Here is a 23801-nt window from a genome sequence, read left to right on the forward strand (position 1 = left end):
TAAAATCTCCAAATCAAAAAACTGTTACAGAAAGCCTAAAAAAGAAGCAGAAATTTACATTCCGGTTCGGATAGCCTCTACTGGGTCTAAACGTGACGCTCTTAAAGCTGGTAAAACTCCAGATATTAACCCAATAACTGTTGATAATGAAAAGCCGAGAAGCATGTTCTTTGGTGATAATACAAATTCAAAATCGTTTGCCATACCAGAGGCCACAAAGGTTAATATCCATACTAGGCCTAAGCCTACTAAACCTCCAACTACAGCTAGGATTGTAGCTTCAAATAAAAACTGAAAAAGGATAAATCTATTTTTTGCGCCTAACGATTTTTGAATACCGATAAGATTAGTCCGTTCTTTAACACTAACAAACATAATATTGGCAATACCAAATCCACCAACGAGTAAGGAGAATAAACTAATCATCCACCCAATACCATTCATCACACCAATAATACTATCTACAGCTGCAACAAGACCTGATAGTTTATTTACAAAAAAGTCATCTTCTTCATCTGCTTTGAGTCCACGATAAACTCTAAATTTTTGCCTTAAAACGCTTTCGAAAGCCGCAATATCTACTCCAGCTTTTGGTTTAATTACTACAGCACCTGGAAGACCATCTGCTCCACCATTTCTAAATTGACGTACGAAATTTGCTGGCACAAAAGCTTTTACGTCTGGTGAGTCTCCAAGCCCATCACCATATTTATCTAATACGCCTATAACAGTAAGTTTACGACCATAAACTCTAATTTGTTTTCCCATAGGAACATCTTCTCCAAATAAATTTTCGGCTAAGGTGTAACCTAGAACTATGACTGGGGCTCCAGTTTCGGATTCTAATTCTGAATAGAAACGCCCTTGGGAAATTTTTAGATTATCTATTGTATAAATACCTTCAGAGATTGGCGTCACCTCAACATTGGTTAATGTTTCAGCTTGATATCTTATAGTTTCGCCACCACCAAAAATTACGTAAGCAGAAGCTTCAATATCTGCAATATTGCGTCTTACGAATTCAAAATCATCATATTCAACTTGTGGGTATCGTTCGCGTTTCCAACGTGGCACTTGTGTAGGACCAAATGAGTATTTGGTTAAATATATCGTATTTTTATCCAGTCCATCTAAACTGTCTTTAATGTTACGGTCTAAAGAGTCTACCGCAGCTAAAACTGCAATAATTGAAAATATACCAACCGTAACGCCAAGAAGTGACAAAAATGTTCTTAGTTTATTATTTCGCAACGCATTTAGTGCAAACGAAAAACTCTCTTTAAACAAACGTAAATAAACAAGCATTGACCTCTTGGTTTCTGTAAATATAACCATAAGACGTTGTCAACAATTATATGTTACAAAAAACTTAAACAAAGTGTCTTTTATCGTCTTCTTTTTTTGGAGTAATCTGTATTTTTATGCCTTTTAAATTTCACAACACAACAACATGAGCAACAAAACCATTTCATCAGCGCTAATTTCAGTATTTAGTAAAGATGGATTAGAACCTATCGTAAAAAAACTTAATGACTTTGGCGTGATCATTTACTCTACTGGAGGTACCGAAAAATTCATCAAAGATTTAGGTATTAATGTCGTACCTGTAGAAGATGTAACGTCTTATCCATCTATACTTGGAGGGCGTGTAAAAACGTTACATCCAAAGGTCTTTGGCGGCATATTGAATCGTCAAAATCATGAGGGTGATGTAGCTGAATTGCAAGAATTTGATATCCCTCAAATAGATTTGGTTATTGTTGACTTATATCCGTTTGAAAAAACCGTCGCATCTGGCGCAAGCAATCAAGACATTATCGAAAAAATTGATATTGGTGGTATTTCTTTAATTAGAGCAGCTGCCAAAAATTATGCAGATGTTACTTGTGTATCTTCGGTTGATGATTATTCTGAATTTTTAGAACTTTTAAACACTAAAAACGGAGAAACTTCTGAAGAAGATAGAAAACGTTTTGCGGCAAAAGCTTTTAATGTTTCGTCTCATTACGATACAGCGATTTTTAATTATTTTAATAAAAATCATGAAGAAGCTGTACTGAAAATAAGCGAGACTAATGGAAAAGTGCTTCGATATGGAGAAAATCCTCACCAAAAAGGATTTTTCTTCGGAGATTTTGATGCTATGTTCACTAAACTTCATGGTAAAGAATTAAGCTATAACAATCTTTTAGATGTTGATGCTGCCGTAAATCTTATTTTAGAATTTAAGGGCGAAGCACCAACATTTGCTATATTAAAACATAATAATGCTTGTGGTTTTGCACAACGTAATACTGTTCACCAAGCGTATGTAGATGCATTAGCTGGTGACCCAGTATCTGCATTTGGTGGCATACTAATTTCGAATACTGAAATTGATAAAGCTACTGCCGAAGAAATTCATAAACTATTCTGTGAGGTGGTTATTGCTCCGTCATATAGTGCAGATGCTTTAGAAATTTTAAAAGGCAAGAAAAATAGAATTTTATTGATTCTTCATGATATAGAATTACCAAAAACAACGGTTAGAACCTGTTTAAATGGTGCTTTAGTCCAAGAAAGAGATGCTAAGACAGATAGACCTGAAGATTTAAAATCTGTAACCAAATTATCTCCAAATCTCACAGAAATTGAAGATTTAATTTTTGCTTCGAAGATTTGTAAGCACACCAAATCTAACACCATTGTTTTGGCAAAAAACAAACAATTATGCGCTAGTGGCACAGGACAAACAAGTCGTGTTGACGCTTTAAATCAAGCTATTCATAAAGCAAAATCTTTTAATTTTGATTTAGATGGTGCGGTTATGGCAAGTGATGCTTTTTTCCCATTCCCAGATTGTGTAGAGATTGCAGATAATGCAGGAATTAAAGCTGTAATCCAACCAGGAGGCTCTATCAAGGATGAATTAAGTATCAACTATTGTGACGCTAATGACATGGCAATGGTGTTCACTGGGACGCGTCATTTTAAGCACTAAAATAATGTTTTTATTTGCATAAAATTTCAAATAGAAAATTTATTCAAAAAAAACTGAGCATTAAACATCTAGAGTCATAGAAATAACGTATAATTTACTACATTTACCGTTAAGCGACATTTTAAGAGAATACACACCCCAAAATACAAGAATAACACATGGGATTTTTTGATTTCCTAACAGAAGAAATAGCCATTGATTTAGGTACCGCAAACACTTTAATTATACATAACGATAAAGTTGTAGTCGACAGTCCATCGATTGTCGCTAGAGATAGACTTACTGGAAAAATAATTGCAGTTGGTAAAGAGGCTAACATGATGCAGGGAAAAACCCATGAGAACATCAAAACTATTCGACCACTTAAGGATGGCGTAATTGCAGATTTTGATGCTTCTGAGCAGATGATTAATCTTTTTATTAAAAACATTCCTGCACTTAAGAAAAAATTATTCAATCCTGCATTACGTATGGTGGTTTGTATTCCTTCTGGAATTACAGAAGTAGAAATGCGAGCGGTAAAAGAATCTTGTGAGCGCGTTAACGGTAAAGAAGTATATCTTATCCACGAGCCTATGGCAGCTGCTATAGGTATTGGTGTAGACATTATGCAACCAAAAGGAAACATGATTGTTGATATAGGTGGTGGTACTACAGAGATTGCCGTGATTGCCCTTGGTGGAATTGTCTGTGATAAATCTGTAAAAGTGGCTGGTGATGTATTTACCAACGACATCATCTATTATATGCGTACGCAGCACAATTTATACGTTGGTGACCGTACTGCAGAAAAAATTAAAATTCAAATCGGTGCTGCTACTGAAGATTTAGATTTACCTCCAGAAGACATGAGTGTTCAAGGACGTGACTTACTTACAGGAAAACCTAAACAAGTTCAAATATCATATCGTGAAATTGCAAAAGCTCTAGATAAGTCAATCTTACGTATTGAGGATTCTGTAATGGAAACCCTATCGCAAACACCTCCAGAATTAGCAGCGGACATCTACAATACTGGTATATACTTAGCCGGTGGTGGTTCTATGTTAAGAGGTCTTGACAAGCGTCTATCGCAAAAAACTGATTTGCCAGTTTACATTGCAGAAGACCCATTACGAGCGGTTGTAAGAGGTACCGGAATTACCCTCAAAAATTTAAACAAATACAAAAGCGTATTGATTAAATAGGAATTAAATAATGCAACAAATTTTCAATTTTGTAATTAGAAACAAAACATTTTTATTGTTTTTATTACTCTTTGGCATTGCATTATCCATGACTATTCAATCTCATTCCTATCACCGTAGTAAATTTATAAACTCAGCCAATAGTCTTACCGGTGGTGTTTATGGCACTGTAAATAGCGTGGGGCAATATTTTGATTTAAAAGAGCAGAATTTAATATTAGTCGAAGAGAATAAACAACTCAAAGAACAACTTTTAAACTCAACAAAAACTACCGAAACAGTATCTATAGATTCAACATTTACTGAAAAACGTTTTAGTATTATTCCTGCTGAAGTTTATAAAAACAGTTATAATTCGCCTAACAACTACTTGACTATAAATAGAGGTAAACGTGATAGTATTCAGCAAGATTTTGGTGTGATTACCTCAAAAGGTATAGTTGGTATAATTGACAACACATCCAATAAATTCTCCACCGTTCTATCTATTTTAAGTAAGAAAAGTAGAATTAATGCTAAATTGAAAAGCTCTAATCAAAGTGGTTCCCTTACCTGGGATACTAAATCTCCGTATCTGGCACGACTAGAAGATGTTTCTCAATTTGCAAAAGTTAATGTGGGTGATACTATTGTAACTGGTGGTCAATCTGCAATTTTCCCAAAGGGAATTGGCATTGGTACAGTTGAAGAATTTAAAACAGATGCCACTGGCGATACTTACACCATCCAAGTGCGATTATTTAATGATATGACAACTCTTCAGCATGTATATATCATTAAAAACAATGATATTGAAGAACTGAAAAGCCTAGAAGCGCAGAGTGATGAATAGCGTACTAGCTTCAAATACTATTAGATTCTTTGCACTGTTACTAGTGCAAGTTACTATATGCAGTAACATTAATTTTTTAGGGTACATCAATCCTTTTATTTACATCATTTTTATCTTACTATTTCCAGTTAAGAGTAATCGACCACTTTTTTTATTATGTGCTTTTAACATGGGGTTAATTGTAGATATGTTTTTAGACTCGGGAGGTGTGCATGCTGGAGCTTCTGTATGTTTGGCTTTTGTAAGACCTATATTTTTAAAATATGCTTTCGGTACCTTGTACGACCACCAAATTTTAAAGTTTAATAAACTACAACTCAATGAACTCGTTGTCTACATTTCGTTTATGACCCTCTTTCATCATTTTGTTGTTTTTAATCTCGAAATTTTTAACATTTCTCAAATACTTCTCATACTAAAAAAGACGTTAATTTCTAGTCTTTTTACTGTAGTTTTAAGCACCTTACTTATTTTATTATTTAAAGCTCGCAAATGAGAAAATTATTACTCTTAGCTCTGGTAGTTCTGGTAGGCTTTGCCTTTATAGGCCGTTTGTACTATTTGCAAGTTTACGATTCAGCATCATACAATCCACTTAACGATAGTGCTGTCCGTAAAGTATTTACTTATCCTAAGCGTGGTTATGTTTACGACAGAAATGGCGAGCTTTTAGTAGCTAATCAGCCTTCATATGATGTGATGGTCATACCTCGTGAAGTCGAAGAATTTGATATTTCAGAATTTTGCGCTCTATTAAAAATTACAGAAGAACAATATCACAAAACTCTCGATAGAGCCAGAGCGTATTCACCTAGACTACCTTACGTTTTTCTTTCAAATTTATCTAAAGAAGATTATGCTTTTCTTCAAGAAAAAATGCGAAAATATGATGGTTTTTACATTCAGAAACGTTCTATTAGAACCTATCGAAAAACTATAGGCGCCAACGTTCTTGGTGACATTGGAGAGGTAAATCAAGCTATTATCAACAAAGACCCATACTACAGTAAAGGCGATTTAATTGGAAAGCAAGGTGTAGAAAAAACATATGAGAAAATACTAAGAGGAACTAAGGGTATAAAATTTATTCAGAAAGATAGATTTAATAGAGACTTAGGTCCCTTTAAAAATGGTGAGCACGACACTATTGCCAAACCAGGAAAAGACATCACCATTACCATAGACTCTAAACTCCAAGAATATGGTGAGTTGCTAATGACCAATAAACGTGGTGGCATTATTGCCATTGAACCAAGTAGTGGTGAAATCTTAGCAATGGTATCTGGCCCAACGTATAATCCCAATCTTCTCGTTGGAAGAGAGCGTTCAAAAAACTTTAACAAACTTTATAATGATAGTCTTGCACAACCTTTATTTGATAGAGGTCTTCAGGCCATGTATCCGCCCGGCTCTCCTTTTAAAACCATTAATGCACTAATAGGCTTACAAGAAGGCGTAGTTACACCTCAAGATAAATTTAGGTGCAATCTAGGTTTTAATTACGGAAACCGGAAAATGGGTTGCCACGTACATCGCAGTCCTGCGGATATGAATCTTGGTATTTACGAATCCTGCAACGCTTATTTTGCAAACGTTTATCTCAAAATAATGAATAAATACGATTCTCCAGCAAAATCTATGGATGTTTGGAGTAATCACGTCAAAAGTTTTGGATTAGGGAATTATTTAGGCAACGACTTATCTGTTGGCCAACCAGGTAAAATACCTACAGCCAATACATACAATAGAGCTCATGGAGAAGGAAGGTGGTACCCAACATTTACATTATCTAATGCCATTGGTCAAGGAGAAGTGCTAGCTACTCCAATTCAACTGGCAAACATGGCAGCAGCCATTGGTAATCGTGGTTATTATTATACACCTCATATTATAAAAGAAATTCAGGATGATACAATTCCTTCTAAATATACAACACCAAACTACACATCAATAGATGAAAAATACTTTGAACCTGTGGTTCAAGGCATGTTCGATGTTTACAACAAAGGTACTGCAGATATGGTTCAGATTCCTGGAATTGAAATCTGTGGAAAAACAGGAACCGCTGAAAACTTTGCCATAATAGATAGTGTAAAAACGCAGCTAACTGATCACTCGATTTTTGTAGCATTTGCCCCAAAAGACAATCCGAAAATTGCGATTGCAGTTTTTATTGAGAACGGTTATTTTGGAAGTCGTTTCGCAGGAAAAATGGCAAGTTTAATGATTGAAAAATATCTTAAAAATGAAATTACAAGAACAGATTTAGAAAACTTTGTTTTAAGATATTCTCTAGAACACGAATACAAAAAACCTTTTTCTGGAGAGCCTTTTGGTATAAATAGAGAAACCATCCTAGACCCAATTTCAGATGAGGAGTTTGAAGCCTTGCAACGTAAAAAACGAAGAATAGACAGTAAATGATAAGAGAAAATCAAAGACGTTTTGGTTTCGATTGGCTAACTATAATTATCTATGTATTGTTAGTTGGTTTTGGCTATATCAATATAATGTCTGCTTCTCATAATGGAGAAATCACCAACTACTTTGATATGAGTCAACCCTACGGAAAACAACTCATTTTCATGGGACTTTCTATAGTACTAATTATACTAACACTTTCTGTTGAAGCCAAATTTTACGAACGTTTTGCTAGTATTATTTATATTGTTGCTATACTATCTTTACTTGGACTTTTTGTTTTTGGTAAAGACGTAAATGGCGCCCGCTCTTGGTATGGAATAGGCAGTATGACCATACAACCTAGTGAGTTTGCCAAATTTGCCACAGCATTAGCCGTTGCAAAGTACATTAGCGATATACAAACCAACCTAAAAACAATTAAAGACCAACTCAAAGTTGCTGCTATAATCATTTTACCTGCATTACTCATCTTGCTTCAAAATGATGCCGGAAGCACTTTAGTTTATGCTTCTTTTTTCTTTGTGTTTTACAGAGAAGGTTTACAACAAGTATATATTATTATTGGATTTTCGTTAGTTGTATTAGCAGTTTTAGCTTTAAAATTTGGATTAACTGCAACAGGGTTAATTGCAGCTTTAATCATATTTGGACTTTTCTTTTTTAGACGAAAAAAGAGAGCCTCGATATTACAACCTATACTGATTTTGATTGTATCCTTGGTTTTTGCTTTTGGTGTAAAACTCTTTTACAATAACGTTCTAAAACCTCATCAACAAAACAGAATTAGTCTTTGGCTACGGCTTGAGAAAGACCCAGCTAAATTAGAACGCATGAAAAAAGCTGAAGCCTATAATCTTATTCAATCGGAGGAAGCAATTGGCGCAGGTGGATTTTGGGGAAAGGGTTTTATGGAAGGTACACGTACTACTGGAAAGTTTGTACCAGAACAACATACTGATTATATTTTTAGTACTGTTGGTGAGGAATGGGGTTTCTTAGGTTCTGCGTCTGTTGTTGTACTTTTTACATTATTGATTATAAGAATACTCTATTTGTCAGAGCAACAAAAGTCTCAATTTAGTCGTGTTTATGGCTATGGTCTAGCCTCAATTTTATTTGTGCATTTTACAATAAATGTTGGTATGGTCATGGGTTTAATCCCTACGGTAGGTATACCTCTACCCTTTTTTAGTTATGGTGGCTCTGGACTTTGGGCATTTACCATTTTACTATTTATCTTTATTAAGCTTGATAGTAATAAGATTAATGAGTGGTAAAAAAAAACAGACTTTTCAGTCTGCTTTCTTCATTTGTAACTTATTCGATTTATTGACCTTGACCTAAGGAATAGCCTCGTTTTCCATCAAACGTATATAGGTTTTCAGTCTTGATAATATCTATGTTATGTTCTAAACCTGCTTGTAATATTTCTACGATTTTTCCCTTATCTAATAGCACATCATCTTTAGCTGCATAACGACAACGCCAGTGGTCTGTACAAAATGTTTCTTTAAAGCCATGTGGCCATACCTTTACGCCTCTATTTGTTATCAAGACCAATTCTAAAGCATCGTTGTTTAGTTTTTGTAAAATAGCACCCAACTCCTTCGCATCTTCGCCGTGCCAATCTACAAAAACATCTACACCTACAATCTTTTTATCTTTAGCTGGTCTACGCTGATATTTTGGCAAGACTAGAGGTGTACTTTCTTCATAAACAACCGATGGTAATTGTTTTGGCAATTCACCAAGATTGGCTATAACAGCTTCAGCAAATTCTTTAGTTCCCACTTTTTTGGTACTCATAATGGGGTCGTAAATATCCGCCGTATGGACACCATCTTCTATTGTACGCAACCAAGCATTATGAATTTTCTCTGCTACTTTATTCTTTCCTACGTGATTTAGCATCATTATAGACGCATTAATTAAACCTGAAGGATTAGCAATATTCTTTCCAGCAATATCTGGTGCGGAGCCATGAATAGCTTCGAACATAGCACATTCTTGACCTATATTGGCCGAACCTCCCAAACCTACTGAACCAGCAATCTGAGCGGCAATATCGGACATAACATCTCCGTAAAGATTAGGCATTACAATAACATCGAATCGTTCTGGAGAATCCGCCAACAAAGCGGCACCGATATCTACAATCCAATGCTCTATTTCTATTTGGGGATACTTCAATGCTACTTCGTTAAAAACTTCGTGAAACAATCCGTCTGTCTGCTTCATAATATTGTCCTTGGTAAAACAAGTCACTTTTTTACGACCGTTTCTTATAGCGTACTCAAATGCGTAAGTAATTATTTTTTCGCAACCAGGACGACTAATTAGTTTAAGACACTGAACAACCTCATCTGTCTGCTGGTGTTCGATGCCAGCATATAAATCCTCTTCATTTTCACGAATAATCACAACATCCATATCAGGATGTTTGGTTTGCACAAAAGGATGCATACTTGTACATGGTCTTATATTAGAATATAAGCCTAGTGTTTTGCGCATAGTCACGTTTAAACTTTTGTATCCGCCACCTTGAGGTGTCGTGATTGGGGCTTTAAAAAGAATTTTATTCGTTCTAATTGTTTCCCAAGCGTCGTCAGAAATTCCTGTTGTATGACCATTGAGATACATTTTTTCGCCCACCTGAATTTCTTCGAAAGTTATATCTGCATTTGCAGCATCGAGAATACTTAACGTGGCATCCATAATTTCTGGACCTATACCATCTCCTTTTGCTAATGTTACTTTTATCATATTCGTAATTTTAAGTGTTGAAAATTAATAATACTGCAAAGGTGAATAGAATTTTTCATATATTTTCATATATGTTTCTTATGATAAGTATAACTAACACTTATGTATAACAAAAAAACGCCACATAACTGTGACGTTTTGAATATGATATTACTGTTATTTAATTACTGAAGCGCTTTTAAACTGGCACTAATAGTTTCGATTTTTGCGAGAGCATCAGCTTCTTTCTTTTTTTCTGAAGCTACGACTTGCTCTGGCGCATTGTTTACGAAACGCTCGTTAGAAAGTTTTTTCTGTACCGATTTTAAGAAACCTTGCGTATAGCTTAACTCTTCGGTAAGTTTCTTAATTTCCTCTTCAACATTAATTGTACCTGCGACAGGAATAAAGTATTCGTTAGATTTTACTCTAAACGTTAATGCGCCTTCAATTGGTTCTGTAACTATCCGAAGATTAGAAATATTACCCATTTTAGCAATAACACTATTAAAGGATGCATCTAAATTTTCGTTATTTATAATTGAAAGTTCAATAGCATCTTTAAAAGCAATATTCTTTTCTTTTCTTATAGTTCTAATACCCGAAACTGCTTCCTTTACCAATTCAAAATCCTCGATAAGTTTTGAATTATAAGACTCTAATTCTGGATATTTTGAAATAATTAAAGCTTCTTCTGGCGTTCGCTCTGCCATATACTGCCAGATTTCTTCAGTTAAAAATGGCATAAATGGATGTAAGACTTTAAGATTATCCTCGAAAACTTGTATAACGGCATTAAATGTTTTTGCATCTATTGGCTTACCATAAGCGGGCTTAACCATTTCTAATAGCCATCCGCAAAAATCATCGTATATTAATTTATAGCTTGTCATCAACACGTCGGACAAACGATATTTACAGTAATTATTTTCTGTATCGGCTAATGCTTTTTGGAATCTAGCTTTATACCAATCTATGGCAATTTTAGAAGATTCGGGCTGCTCTATATCTGCAACATCCCAGCCTTTTACCAAACGAAAAGCATTCCAAATTTTATTGGCAAATGATTTTCCTTGGTTACATAATTCTTCATCAAACATTAAGTCATTACCAGCAGCAGAACTCAACAATAAACCAACACGTACACCATCAGCGCCATAATCTTCAATAAGCTTTAATGCATCCGGAGAATTACCTAGAGATTTGGACATTTTACGACGTTGCTTATCTCTAACCAACCCTGTGAGATATACATTCTCAAAAGGACGCTGTCCTTTAAACTCATAACCCGCAACAATCATACGCGCCACCCAGAAGAATAAAATATCTGGTCCTGTTACCAAATCGTTTGTAGGATAGTAGTAGTTTATTTCTTCGTTTTCAGGATTTCGTATGCCATCAAACACGCTAATTGGCCATAACCAAGAGCTAAACCATGTATCTAATGCATCAGAATCCTGACGTAAATCATTAGTGGTTAAAGCATTGTTATTTGTTTTTTGCTTTGCTAATTCTAGGGCATCTTTAATATTTTCTGCAACAACAAAATCTTCTTTTCCATCACCGTAATAATACGCTGGAATTTGCTGTCCCCAACGTAATTGACGAGAAATATTCCAATCGCGGATATTTTCCATCCAATGACGATACGTATTGTTAAAATGTTTTGGATGGAGCTTAATCTCTTCCGTCTCTAAAACTGCTTTAATAGCAGGTTCTGCCAAATCTTTCATTTTTAAAAACCATTGATCCGACAGGCGTGGCTCTATAATGGCCTTTGTACGCTCTGAAATACCAACACGATTCGTATAGTCTTCAATCTTAACAATAGCGCCGAGCTCTTCAAGCTCTTTAACAATTTCTTTACGCACAACGAAACGGTCTTTGCCTTCGTAATGCAAACCATAAGAATTTAAAGTGGCGTCTTCATTAAAGATATCAATCACATCAATATTATGCTTTTCACCAAGCATTTTATCATTCTCATCGTGAGCTGGTGTTACCTTAAGGCAACCTGTACCAAATTCTAAATCAACATATTCATCCTCAATAATAGGAACTACTCTATTATTAATCGGAACAATAGCCTTCTTTCCTTTTAGACTAAAGTATCTTTCATCATTAGGATTGATGCAAATAGCAGTGTCTCCCAATAAAGTTTCTGGCCTTGTTGTAGCGATGGTTAAAACCTCATCAGAACCTTCAATTTTATAATTGATATGATAGAGTTTTCCCTGCTTTTCAACATATTCAACTTCCTCATCAGACAAAGTTGTTTTTGCTTCTGGGTCCCAATTTACCATACGATATCCACGGTAAATCATTCCTTTATTATATAAATCAACAAAAACCTTGATAACCGCTTCGGACATATCATCATCCATGGTGAACTTGGTTCTATCCCAATCGCAAGAGCATCCTAGCTTCTTTAGCTGTTCTAAAATAACGCCTCCATATTCTTCAGTCCATTCCCAAGCATGTTTCAAAAATTCTTCTCTAGACAAATCATTTTTGTCTATACCTTGCGCTTTTAGTTTTGCCACAACTTTTGCTTCTGTAGCAATAGATGCATGGTCAGTCCCAGGCACCCAGCATGCATTTTTACCTAGCAATCTTGCACGACGAATTAATACATCCTGAATCGTATTATTAAGCATATGTCCCATGTGTAATACTCCCGTAACATTTGGCGGAGGAATTACAATAGTATAAGGCTCTCTTTCATCTGGCGTGGAATGAAAATAATTATGCTCCATCCAGTAATCGTACCACTTACTCTCTACACTTGAAGCACTATATTTTGAAGGTATTTCCATGTTTTGGTATCGTTTTTGCTAATAACTGACAAAAGTACTTATATTTCTTTTTTTAGGGAATAAATGCGAACATAATGTGCTAAAAAAGTATGATTATTGTTAAATAGAGTGCATTACAACGTATTAATTTTGCAGAGAACGAAAAAGTACATAATTTTGGTAGACTAATTTTTTAAAAATTAAAGTGATGAAAAATATAATTACAATTTTATTTATTGGAGTCATGAGTTTAGGTTTAACGGCTCAAGACAAGAAGGTTGCAAAAATTGAATTTAAAACAGACGTAATAGATTACGGCACTATAGAGAAAGGCGCTAATGGCGTTCGTACGTTTGAATTTACTAATACTGGAGATGCTCCTTTGATTATTTCAAGTGTTAAATCTACATGCGGATGTACTGTTCCTAAAAAACCTAAAGGACCTATAATGCCTGGAGAAACTGGCGAAATCGAAGTAAAATACGATACTAATAGAGTAAACCCAATTAGAAAAACAATAACAGTAATTTCTAATGCTGATACTCCAACAGTAGCTTTAAAAATTAAAGGTTTAGTCATTGACCCTGGTAAAACTAGTGTATTAGACAAAAAAGGAAAAAGCTCAGTAGAGCAATAAAAATTAATAAATTTATTTAATTAGAGCCTTCAATTTGAGGGCTCTTTTTTTTTGAATACATCATCAAGGGCAAATTTGAAAAAAAATGGGGTACCATCTCTATCTACTCTAACTCTTAAAACTGTACCTTTTCGATTATAAAAAAACTCATTGACTTGTTGTAAAGTCAGTTCGCTTGTTTGCTTTCCATTTATAGACAGAATAATGTCTCCTAACTTTATACCAGCAGCCTTTGCGTTAGAATTTTCTCTTAATTCTACCACTTGGAATGAAGGTTTAAGGACAAACTTATAACGATCAAAAAGATCTATACCATTACCGCCCTCTAATTTCCTACCATAACCATCCATTCTGTTTTTCTGCTGGCGTTCTTTAACAACTCTAAGCCCACGTTGCTCAAGTACAATACCACTATTGTTATAATAAAAGGAAGCATTAAAATTATTGTTTTTCTTCAACCACATTTGTTCTCCCTTATAATCAAATAAGAAGTTAAAACGCTTAAGGATATTTCCAGAAACGCTTCCATTTCTTAATTTATTTTGCCTAGCTATACTTAAATAAATAGAATCAGGATAAGCAACGTTAATATTACTAAGCTTAAAATTATCTAGAGCAAATGATGTCAGTTTGGAACGTTTACCGTAAACTGCTCCACTTAACCCTTTACCTAAAAAATCATCAAAAAACATGTTTTGGGAAGATTTTATATTTTGATGGCTACCTTCAAATAACCAGAGTGCATCACTACTCCCCGTGTCCATTAATAGTTTTACTGGTATGTTTTTTAAACCATAGTTTATCTCTGCGTTGAGATAAGGTTTTTTATCTATGATCTCTATTGGTAGCTTTTTCCATTTAGAAGATTTTTTAGGTCTAAAAAAACTCCTTTTATGTAACCTAATATATTTTCCACTATAGTTAAGTTCAACCACAAAATCTTTAAAAATATCAAATCCTATTATTCCATGAACAGCAACACCGAGTCTAGGAGTAAAGTTTATGCTAGGATCAAAAACCAATGAAACTTCTGTATTAAAAGCTATAGCTTCACCAATTTTAATAGTATTCCCTTTTGATTTTACAGCTTGAATAGACCCGTTACTACCAAGTCCTCTCAAATACGAACGCTCTGTATTTTTAATCTGTAAAGAGTCCATGTTTACTAAGTTGAATAGTATTGGTCTACTAACACCTGTATCTAGAACAAACGATAGTTTAACACCATTAAGCTCTACTGGCATTACTATAATATTGTTAATTAGCTGAAATCTAATTTTGGAGCTCTTACTTTTTGAAAGATTAAATTGACTTTGTCCTGAAGACAAAAAGCCAACACACAAAAAAAGACTTAAAAATAAATATTGAAGTATAATTTTCATTGTAATTAAAAATACAATTCTACTTCTAATAGCTTAATTTTGTATTAATTTTTTAAATAAAATTTAAGATTTAATAAAAACTCAGATTAGCTATGCCTAAAATTTCTGAAAAAGGCCACAAAATGCCTTCATCACCCATAAGAAAATTAGTCCCTTATGCTGAACAAGCAGAAAAAGACGGAAAAACTGTATACTATCTCAATATAGGTCAACCAGACATTAAAACACCACAGATTGCCCTTGATGCCGTTAAGATACACTCTCTAGATATCTTAGCATATACACGCTCTGAAGGTTCGGAAAATTACAGAAAAAAGATTGCTAACTATTATGATAAAAACCATATTAGTGTATCGCATAATGATATAATTGTAACAACAGGTGGTAGTGAAGCACTTTTATTTGCTTTTGGAAGTATTATGGATGCAGATGACGAAATTATTATCCCTGAACCATTTTATGCCAACTATAATGGTTTTTCTACAGCCTCTAGCGTGAATGTCGTTCCAGTAATTTCAAAAATTGAAGACAATTTTGCATTACCTCCAATCGAAGATTTTGAAAAACTTATCACACCAAAAACAAAGGCAATTTTAATCTGCAATCCAGGTAACCCTACTGGCTATTTATATTCAAAAGCGGAAATTAAAAAATTAGCTGAGCTAGTAAAAAAGCACGATTTATTTTTAATAGCAGACGAAGTGTACAGAGAGTTTGCCTATGATGGTGTAAAACACTATTCAATACTACAAGAAGATAGCCTAAAAGAACACGCCATTGTGATAGACTCCGTGTCTAAACGCTACAGCATGTGCGGTGCAAGAATAGGGTATCTAGTTTCAAAAAATAAAGAATTTATTCAAACGGCTTTAAAATATGCTCAAGCCCGTTTAAGCCCACCAACTTTAGCTCAAATTGCTAGTGAAGCTGCATTAAGTACTCCTGATTCTTATTTTACGGATGTCACTGAAGAATATGTACAACGAAGGGACCTTTTAATTTCTGAATTAGAAAAAATAGATGGCGTAAAAGTTGCCAAGCCTAAAGGTGCATTTTACTGTATAGCAGAGTTACCAGTAAAAAATTCTGATAATTTTGCGCAATGGCTCTTAGAGTCTTTTAGCTATGAAAATGAGACAGTTATGGTTGCGCCAGCTGCAGGATTTTATTCCTCTCCAAATGTAGGTCTAAACCAAATTAGAATTGCATACGTACTTAATAAAGAGAGCCTTAAAAAAGCCGTTAAAATCATAGCAGAAGCTTTAAAAGTATATAAAGATTAAATGACTGTAGAAAAAAACGTATCATTAAAATCCTACAATACATTTGGTATTGACGCCAAGGCAAACCGTTATATCAATATTAAAAGTATTGAAGATTTAAAAAACGTTTTAAAAACTGAAGCTTCTTATCCGCTATTTGTTTTAGGTGGTGGCAGTAATATGTTACTAACTCAAGACATCAAAGCTTTAGTAATTCATCTTAATCTTAAAGGTATTTCTATTGTTAGAGAAGATAAGGACCATGTTGTTTTAGAAGCAATGGCTGGAGAAAACTGGCATGAATTTGTTCTTTACTGCATAAATAACAATTACGGCGGAATTGAGAACATGTCTCTTATTCCAGGGAACATTGGCACAGCTCCAATACAAAACATAGGTGCTTATGGCGTAGAGCTTAAAGATGTATTCCATTCTTGTAAAGCTATAAATATTACAACCCAAGAAGAAGTTCACTTTACTAAAGAAGATTGTAAGTTTGACTACCGTGAGTCTGTTTTTAAACAAAACTTAAGAGGTAAATACATTATAACAAGTGTATGTTTAAAATTAACCAAACACAATCACAAATTGAGTTTGGATTATGGTGCTATAAAAGATGAACTTGAAAAGCTTAAAGTAGTAAACCCTACAATAAAAGATATTTCTAATGCTGTAATTTCTATTAGACAAAGTAAACTCCCAGACCCTGCAAAGATTGGTAATAGTGGAAGTTTCTTTAAGAATCCAGTAATTTCAGTATCAGAATTCAAAAAATTGCAAATGGATTTCCCCAATGCTCCGCATTATGTAATTTCAGAATCCCAAGTTAAGGTGCCTGCTGGTTGGTTAATAGAAACCGCTGGGTTTAAAGGAAAGCGTTTCGGAGACTATGGTGTACATAATAAGCAAGCCTTGGTACTCGTTAACTATGGAAATGCATTAGGGAAAGACATATACAATCTTGCGCAATTAATTCAGCAGACCATTTTACGAATATTCAATATAAAAATAGAGACTGAAGTAAATATTATTTAATTTTAGATTATTGCCCCTAACGCTAAACTAAATTAAAACACATTGAGCCAAAGTATAGAACAACGCATTATTAAGCTACTGCAACGCCAAGACCAATACGCGTTAAACCTGTTGTACGAAAATTATTCGGATAGCTTGTATGGTGCTATACTCAAGGTTACGAAGAACGAAGAAATAGCTGAAGACGCGTTACAAGAAACATTTATAAAAGTTTGGAAAAATGCTCATAAATACGATGCCTCAAAAGCAAAGTTATTTACTTGGTTGTTTAGAATTGCAAGAAATACGGCAATTGATAAACTGAGAAGTTTTAATAACAGATTTCATAAAGAAGTCCAAATAGATAAATCTAACGTATATATCTTACCTGGCACTAAATTGAATCAAGATGTCATAGACATTAAAGAGCATGTTGCAAGGTTAGAAGAAAAATATCAAATTGTGCTTAATGCCTTGTTTTTTGAAGGTATGACGCAGCAAGAAGCGAGTGATGAGTTGGATATTCCGCTTGGCACCGTTAAATCTAGACTCAAAATTGGCTTAAGAGAGCTTAAAAAAGTTTACGATTTTTAAATAATTAATTATGGAAGAAAAACTACATTCTTTTTTACAATCAGGCTTACTAGAGCGTTATTTAGTAGGTGATACTTCCATTGCAGAAAATCTGGAAGTAGAACACCAAATGGATAATCATCCTGAAATTGCTGAAGCTTTTGAAAAGCTACAAACAAACTTAGAGATTGTAGCTAAGGCTAATGCTGTTGAAGCACCTCTGGGTGTATTAAATAAGATTTTAGAATCTACAAAACAAGAACCTAAAGTCATAACAATTCCTCAGCGTAAAACACCTTGGTATAGCATTGCTGCTAGTATAGCGGCTTTTGCTTTTGCCACATGGAGTTTTGTTTTATACCAAAAAAATCAGGCTTTAAATAGCGAAAACAACGTGGTTGTTGATGAAATCTTTGACCTTAGAGAAGATATAGACAAAAACAACTCTAAATTAGATGCATTGGCGCTTCAGCTAGAAAAACTGAACAATCCAGACTCTAGAAAGTATGTTTTAGAAGGAAATGAGCGTGCAAAGAATCTTAAAACTGTAGCATACATTAATCCAATTGAAAAAACATCTATGATTGATGTAGTTTCATTACCAAAACTCCCTGAGAATCAATATTACCAATTAAGAGCAGAGCTCGAAGACAAAATGGTAAGTTTAGGTTATTTAGAAGACTATCAGCGTACGTTAAAACCTATTCCGTACATGGAAGATGCACTAGCCTTGAGTATAGTCATCCAAAACCGAAACGGTGACCCTACTACGGAAGACAAGGAAGTTGCTGAAATTTCGCTTAGAGATAATTAAAGCAAATTTAGATATACAATGTAAAAGCCCGCTTCAGTTCTAAGTGGGCTTTTTTGTTTTTAATAACTCAAAAGCAGTATCTTTGCCTAAATTTATAATATTTTTCATCTATGAAGTTATTAATCATCACCTTAGGGCTTTTACTCCTAGCAGTAGCTGGAATAGCTATTAAAATCTGGGCAAAAAAAGATGGAAAATTTGCTGGCACATGTGCTAGCCAAAACCCAATGCTAAACCAAGAAGGAGAAGCTTGTGGTTTTTGTGGAAAAACACCAGACCAATTCGACTCGTGTTCAGAACCACAACACTCCTAAGTCTGTAAATGGCTATTTTATCAATATTATTTTATTGTTTTATTGCCATTGCAATTATTCAAATCCTATACTACATAGGTTTTCTTAGTTTCTTTTCATTTCAAAAGCCTGAAAAAGGCAAAGCTTATGATATAGCCATTTCTGTAATTATTTGTGCTAAAAACGAAGCTGAAAACTTAAAACAGAATCTTCCTAAAATCCTTGAACAAGATTATAGAAATTTTGAAGTTGTCTTAATCAATGATAGTTCATGGGACGACACTCTAGAGGTTATGGAAGAATTTGCTGAAAAGCATGACAATATTAACCTTGTAAATGTAAAATCTATAGAACCTTTTTGGGGCAATAAAAAATACGCATTGACTTTAGGTATTAAAGCTGCTAAAAACGAATTCTTGATTTTTACTGATGCCGATTGTATGCCTGCATCAAAACAATGGCTCAAACAAATAAGTGCTCATTTTAGTAACGAGAAATCTGTCATTCTTGGTTATGGCGCATATAAAAAAGTGAAGTATTCATTACTAAACAAATTGATTCGTTTTGAAACGTTAATGACCGCCATTCAATATTTCTCTTACGCTAAATTAGGGTTACCTTATATGGGCGTAGGAAGAAATCTAGCTTATAGAAAAGAACAGTTTTTTAATAATGGCGGATATATGAATCATATGTCTATTAAATCTGGTGATGATGATTTGTTTATCAATGAAGTGGCTACCAAATCTAACACCGCTCTTTGCTATACAAAAGATAGTTTTACCATATCAGAACCAAAAAAAACGTTCAAAGATTGGATAATACAAAAGCGAAGACACGTAAGCACAGCTAATCATTATAAATTTTCCCATAAGCTTTTATTAGGGATTTTTTATTTCAGCCAGCTTTTATTTTGGGTACTTGCTGCTATTCTACTCTCCTTTTTATTTCAGTGGCAAATAGTTTTAGGCATCATAGCTTTTAGAATTATATTACAGTTTGTAGTCATTGGGACTTCTGCCAATAAATTAGAAGAAAACGATGTGATTATTCTAGCTCCTTTTTTAGAAATTTTCTTAATTATTTTCCAATTAGTTATCTTTAGTGCTAATCTTATTTCAAAACCAAAACATTGGAAGTAAAAAAAGCTATTGAACTAGCAAAAGAGAATAACCAAGCTGCATTTAAATTCTTATTGGACAGTTACTGGAATGATGTTTATGGTTTTCAATTAAAGCGAACAGAAAATGAAAACGATGCAGAAGACATTACCATCCAAACCTTTTCTAAAGCTTTTGATAAAATTGATACTTACAATGATAAGTATGTTTTTAAAACTTGGTTAATTACCATTTCAAAAAATATTCATATTGATTTGGTTCGCAAGCATAAGTCATCCATAATTAGTAAAATAAATTCTAAAGATGATGCTATTGTTTATGACATTCCAGATGAGTCTCCAACTCCTGAAGACAAAATTATCCGTGAGCAAAACTTGGCTAAATTGCTACGCGACATTAAAAAACTAAAGCCGCATTATCAAGAGGTCATTAACTTAAGATACTTTCAAGAATTAAGCTATAAGGACATATCTATTCAGCTTGACGAACCCATTAACAACGTCAAAGTAAAACTCTTGAGAGCAAAAAAATTACTAGCTCAAATACTTACAAAACCTAATGCTTGATGCCATAAAAAAATTAGGCCCAGGATTATTATTTGCTGGTGCAGCAATTGGTGTATCTCATTTGGTACAATCTACACGTGCAGGTGCAGATTTTGGTTTTGGTTTAGTTTGGGCATTACTCCTTGTCAATATTTTTAAATATCCTTTTTTTCAATACGGACCAAGATACGCTATGGCTACTGGAGAAAGCCTCATTGACGGATACAGAAGATTAGGAAAAGGAATTTTGGTGATTTATTTTCTCCTCACTTTCGCAACCATGTTTACCATACAAACAGCCGTAACCATAGTCACTGCCAGTTTAGCGTCTTACGTTTTGTATGAATTCGAAACTATTGCATTCGGCAATCTGCTTTTTACAAGTGTACAAATTTGGACAGTAATTATTCTTTTAATTTGCACTGCTATTCTTACTTTAGGGCGTTATAAATTGCTAGACCAATTGATGAAGGTAATTGTCCTAACATTAACAGTTACTACAATTATAGCGGTTTTTGCGTCTTCATTAAATTCCGAAAGCTCTGTTAGTTTTTCGCAAACGTTCCCTGTAAAGTCTCAATGGGTTTTTCTTATTGCTTTTATGGGATGGATGCCTGCTCCACTTGATATTTCTATCTGGCATTCAGTTTGGTCACTTGAGAAGAAAAAAAATAGTAAAGAATTTGATACAAAATCATCTCTTTTCGATTTTAATATCGGTTATATAACCACTATAATACTTGGACTTGGGTTTCTAACACTTGGCGCATTAGTTTTTTATAATTCCGGTGAAGTTTTAAAAACTTCTGCTGCTGGGTTTTCCTCTCAACTCATCCAGATGTACACAAGTAGTTTAGGAGATTGGGCATATCTTATTATAGGGATGGCAGCAATTACAACAATGTTTAGCACAACGTTAACCACCTATGATGCCTCACCTAGAGTTATGGAACGTACCACAACGCTGTTGTCTAATTTCAAAATCAAAAAAAGCTACATAATTTGGCTGACCGTCTTATTTATTGGCACATTAATCATCTTTTTCTTTTTGAGTGCTAATCTAGGAAAGCTGGTTGAGGTTGCCACAATTTTATCATTTTTAACAGCTCCTTTTTACGCTATTGTTAACTACAAGCTTATTAATTCCAAACATGTTCCAGAACAATGGCGACCAAAGAAATTTATGCGGTTATTAAGTTGGCTTGGTATTATATTTCTTATTGGTTTTGGCATTTGGTTTGTAACCACACTTTAGTATTCTTTTAAGTTTTTACTTCGTATCTTTGCTTGTCGAAAAAAGTAATCGAATGGAGACTCAAACAGCATCAAATATACTTCCAGAACGTAAACCAAAATGGTTAAGGGTTAAACTTCCTACAGGAAAAAAATATACAGAACTAAGAAGTCTAGTTGATAAGTATAAGTTAAATACGATTTGTACGTCTGGTAGCTGCCCGAACATGGGTGAATGTTGGGGAGAAGGAACAGCTACATTTATGATTCTAGGTAATGTTTGCACACGCTCTTGTGGATTCTGTGGCGTAAAAACTGGTCGTCCCGAAACCGTAGATTGGGATGAACCTGAAAAAGTAGCACGCTCAATAAAGTTGATGAATATTAAACATGCTGTATTAACTAGTGTAGACAGAGACGACTTAAAAGATATGGGGAGTATCATGTGGGCAGAAACGGTTAAAGCTGTTCGCAGAATGAATTCAGAAACAACTCTAGAAACACTTATCCCAGATTTTCAAGGTGTAGAGAGACATATCGATAGAATTATTGAAGTTGCACCAGAGGTTGTATCGCATAATATAGAAACTGTAAGACGACTGACGAGGGAAGTAAGAATTCAAGCTAAATACGACCGTAGCATGGGCGTCCTCAAATATTTAAAAGCCCAAGGACAGCGAAGAACTAAATCTGGCATTATGCTTGGTCTAGGAGAAGCTCGAGAAGAAGTAATCCAAACTTTGCACGATTTACGTGAAAACGATGTAGATGTTGTAACCATTGGGCAATACTTACAGCCTAGTAAAAAACATTTACCTGTACAACGTTTTGTGAATCCAGATGAATTTGATGAATACAAACAAATTGGTTTAGACCTTGGATTTAGACACGTAGAAAGTAGCGCATTGGTACGCTCATCATACAAAGCGCAAAAGCACATTAATTAATGATTACTGTTGCTATAAACGGTTTTGGAAGAATAGGCAGACGCTTTTTTAGACTGGCCTTAAACCATCCAAAAATTAAAATCGTTGCTATTAATGATTTGGCGGATACCAGAACATTAAGTCATCTTCTTAAATATGATAGTATTCACGGTGTTCTCAATCATAATATATCTTATTCTGAAAATGAAATTATAATTGACGATGTATCAATTCCGCTTTCTAACGAAAGTGATATTTCAAAACTAAACTGGAGAGATTCTCAACCAGATTTCGTGATTGAAGCTACAGGTAAATTTAAAGAGAAGAAACACTTACTAAATCACATCAATAATGGGGCAAAGCAAGTTATCTTATCTGTACCGCCATTAGAAGATGATATAAAAACGATTGTCTTAGGTGTAAATGACGATATCTTAGACGGCACTGAGACAATAATTTCTAATGCATCTTGCACAACAAATAATGCAGCACCAATGCTAAAATTGATGCATGAAAATTTTGAAGTCAAACAAGCCTACATAACTACAGTACATAGCTATACAACTGACCAAAGCCTGCATGACCAGCCACACAGAGATTTACGTCGCGCAAGAGCTGCTAGTCAGTCTATAGTTCCAACTACAACAGGAGCGGCAAAAGCACTCACCAAAATATTCCCAGATTTAGCAGATTTTATAGGTGGTTGTGGTATAAGAGTTCCTGTAGCTAATGGCTCCTTAACGGATGTTACTTTTAATGTTAGGAAAGAAGTTTCTATAAAAGAAGTAAATGCAATATTTAAAAAAGCAGCTGAAACACAGTTAAAAGGTATACTTCAATATACAGAAGACCCAATCGTCTCCATTGATATTGTTGGAAATTCTCATTCTTGTATTTTCGATGCACAGATGACTTCAGTAATAGGAAACATGGTAAAAATCATAGGTTGGTACGATAACGAAACAGGATATAGCCAACGTTTAATTGATTTAATATGCAATTTATCGGACAAAAACACACTTTTATCGAATAAATAATTAT

General features: G+C 34.3%; 21 protein-coding genes. 17 read left to right on the forward strand and 4 right to left on the reverse strand.

Annotated features, from left to right (window positions below):
- Positions 1-54: 54 nt before the first annotated feature.
- Positions 55-1305, reverse strand: coding sequence for an ABC transporter permease (locus BUB95_RS02330; protein ID WP_073085030.1), 1251 nt, complete (start codon positions 1303-1305; stop codon positions 55-57).
- Between the two features lie 145 nt (positions 1306-1450).
- Here BUB95_RS02330 and purH point away from each other — a divergent pair, with 145 nt between their 5' ends.
- From purH to rodA, 6 genes are all read left to right on the forward strand, one after another.
- Complete coding sequence (gene purH, locus BUB95_RS02335; RefSeq protein WP_073082500.1) at positions 1451-2980, forward strand: bifunctional phosphoribosylaminoimidazolecarboxamide formyltransferase/IMP cyclohydrolase; 1530 nt, start codon at positions 1451-1453, stop codon at positions 2978-2980.
- Positions 2981-3138: 158 nt separating this feature from the next.
- The gene (locus BUB95_RS02340; RefSeq protein WP_073082502.1) at positions 3139-4167 is read left to right on the forward strand and encodes a rod shape-determining protein; all 1029 of its coding nucleotides are present in this window, start codon (positions 3139-3141) and stop codon (positions 4165-4167) included.
- Between the two features lie 10 nt (positions 4168-4177).
- Positions 4178-4999 carry a rod shape-determining protein MreC gene (mreC, locus tag BUB95_RS02345; RefSeq protein ID WP_073082505.1) on the forward strand — a complete coding sequence of 274 codons (822 nt, stop codon included), beginning with the start codon at positions 4178-4180 and terminating at the stop codon, positions 4997-4999.
- Complete coding sequence (locus BUB95_RS02350) at positions 4992-5495, forward strand: rod shape-determining protein MreD (protein WP_073082507.1); 504 nt, start codon at positions 4992-4994, stop codon at positions 5493-5495. The genes mreC and BUB95_RS02350 overlap by 8 nt, the downstream gene beginning before the upstream one ends.
- Positions 5492-7423 carry a penicillin-binding protein 2 gene (gene mrdA, locus BUB95_RS02355; protein WP_073082509.1) on the forward strand — a complete coding sequence of 644 codons (1932 nt, stop codon included), beginning with the start codon at positions 5492-5494 and terminating at the stop codon, positions 7421-7423. Before BUB95_RS02350 ends, mrdA begins: the two co-directional genes overlap by 4 nt.
- Positions 7420-8700 carry a rod shape-determining protein RodA gene (rodA, locus tag BUB95_RS02360; RefSeq protein ID WP_073082511.1) on the forward strand — a complete coding sequence of 427 codons (1281 nt, stop codon included), beginning with the start codon at positions 7420-7422 and terminating at the stop codon, positions 8698-8700. Before mrdA ends, rodA begins: the two co-directional genes overlap by 4 nt.
- A 49-nt stretch (positions 8701-8749) precedes the next feature.
- On the opposite strand, the gene BUB95_RS02365 is transcribed toward rodA, so the two are convergent.
- Positions 8750-10186 (reverse strand): NADP-dependent isocitrate dehydrogenase, encoded by a 1437-nt coding sequence (locus BUB95_RS02365; protein WP_073082513.1) that lies wholly within the window; start codon positions 10184-10186, stop codon positions 8750-8752.
- A 164-nt stretch (positions 10187-10350) separates the two neighbouring features.
- Positions 10351-12981, reverse strand: coding sequence for a valine--tRNA ligase (locus BUB95_RS02370; RefSeq protein ID WP_073082515.1), 2631 nt, complete (start codon positions 12979-12981; stop codon positions 10351-10353).
- A gap of 187 nt (positions 12982-13168) precedes the next feature.
- Here BUB95_RS02370 and BUB95_RS02375 point away from each other — a divergent pair, with 187 nt between their 5' ends.
- The gene (locus tag BUB95_RS02375; RefSeq protein WP_073082517.1) at positions 13169-13597 is read left to right on the forward strand and encodes a DUF1573 domain-containing protein; all 429 of its coding nucleotides are present in this window, start codon (positions 13169-13171) and stop codon (positions 13595-13597) included.
- Positions 13598-13626: 29 nt separating this feature from the next.
- Here the strand turns inward: BUB95_RS02375 and BUB95_RS02380 are convergent, their stop codons facing one another.
- Positions 13627-14979: an aspartyl protease family protein gene (locus BUB95_RS02380; RefSeq protein WP_073082519.1), complete on the reverse strand. Its 1353-nt coding sequence runs from the start codon at positions 14977-14979 to the stop codon at positions 13627-13629.
- 92 nt (positions 14980-15071) lie between these two features.
- On the opposite strand from BUB95_RS02380, the gene BUB95_RS02385 reads away from it, so the two are divergent.
- The 10 genes from BUB95_RS02385 to gap all read left to right on the forward strand — a co-directional run bounded on the left by BUB95_RS02385 (position 15072) and on the right by gap (position 23797).
- The gene (locus BUB95_RS02385; RefSeq protein WP_073082521.1) at positions 15072-16262 is read left to right on the forward strand and encodes a pyridoxal phosphate-dependent aminotransferase; all 1191 of its coding nucleotides are present in this window, start codon (positions 15072-15074) and stop codon (positions 16260-16262) included.
- Entirely contained in the window at positions 16263-17276 is a 1014-nt protein-coding gene (gene murB / locus BUB95_RS02390) for a UDP-N-acetylmuramate dehydrogenase (RefSeq protein ID WP_073082524.1), read from the forward strand.
- Positions 17277-17318: 42 nt separating this feature from the next.
- Positions 17319-17849 carry an RNA polymerase sigma factor gene (locus BUB95_RS02395; protein WP_073082527.1) on the forward strand — a complete coding sequence of 177 codons (531 nt, stop codon included), beginning with the start codon at positions 17319-17321 and terminating at the stop codon, positions 17847-17849.
- A 10-nt stretch (positions 17850-17859) separates the two neighbouring features.
- Complete coding sequence (locus BUB95_RS02400) at positions 17860-18642, forward strand: anti-sigma factor (RefSeq protein ID WP_073082529.1); 783 nt, start codon at positions 17860-17862, stop codon at positions 18640-18642.
- 110 nt (positions 18643-18752) lie between these two features.
- Positions 18753-18956, forward strand: coding sequence for a membrane or secreted protein (locus tag BUB95_RS02405; RefSeq protein WP_073082533.1), 204 nt, complete (start codon positions 18753-18755; stop codon positions 18954-18956).
- Positions 18957-18964: 8 nt separating this feature from the next.
- A complete protein-coding gene (locus tag BUB95_RS02410; RefSeq protein WP_200777196.1) occupies positions 18965-20077 on the forward strand; it encodes a glycosyltransferase in 1113 nt (370 codons plus the stop codon).
- Positions 20068-20622, forward strand: a complete 555-nt coding sequence (locus BUB95_RS02415) for an RNA polymerase sigma factor (protein WP_073082536.1) — start codon at positions 20068-20070, stop codon at positions 20620-20622. Before BUB95_RS02410 ends, BUB95_RS02415 begins: the two co-directional genes overlap by 10 nt.
- The gene (locus tag BUB95_RS02420) at positions 20615-21856 is read left to right on the forward strand and encodes an Nramp family divalent metal transporter (RefSeq protein WP_073082540.1); all 1242 of its coding nucleotides are present in this window, start codon (positions 20615-20617) and stop codon (positions 21854-21856) included. Before BUB95_RS02415 ends, BUB95_RS02420 begins: the two co-directional genes overlap by 8 nt.
- Positions 21857-21908: 52 nt before the next feature.
- On the forward strand, positions 21909-22781 hold the full coding sequence (gene lipA, locus BUB95_RS02425; RefSeq protein WP_073082542.1) for a lipoyl synthase: 873 nt from the start codon (positions 21909-21911) through the stop codon (positions 22779-22781).
- Positions 22781-23797, forward strand: a complete 1017-nt coding sequence (gene gap / locus BUB95_RS02430; protein ID WP_073082545.1) for a type I glyceraldehyde-3-phosphate dehydrogenase — start codon at positions 22781-22783, stop codon at positions 23795-23797. The genes lipA and gap overlap by 1 nt, the downstream gene beginning before the upstream one ends.
- Positions 23798-23801: the final 4 nt, after the last annotated feature.

The organism is Winogradskyella jejuensis, assembly GCF_900129745.1.
GTDB classification, from domain to species: Bacteria; Bacteroidota; Bacteroidia; order Flavobacteriales; family Flavobacteriaceae; genus Winogradskyella; species Winogradskyella jejuensis.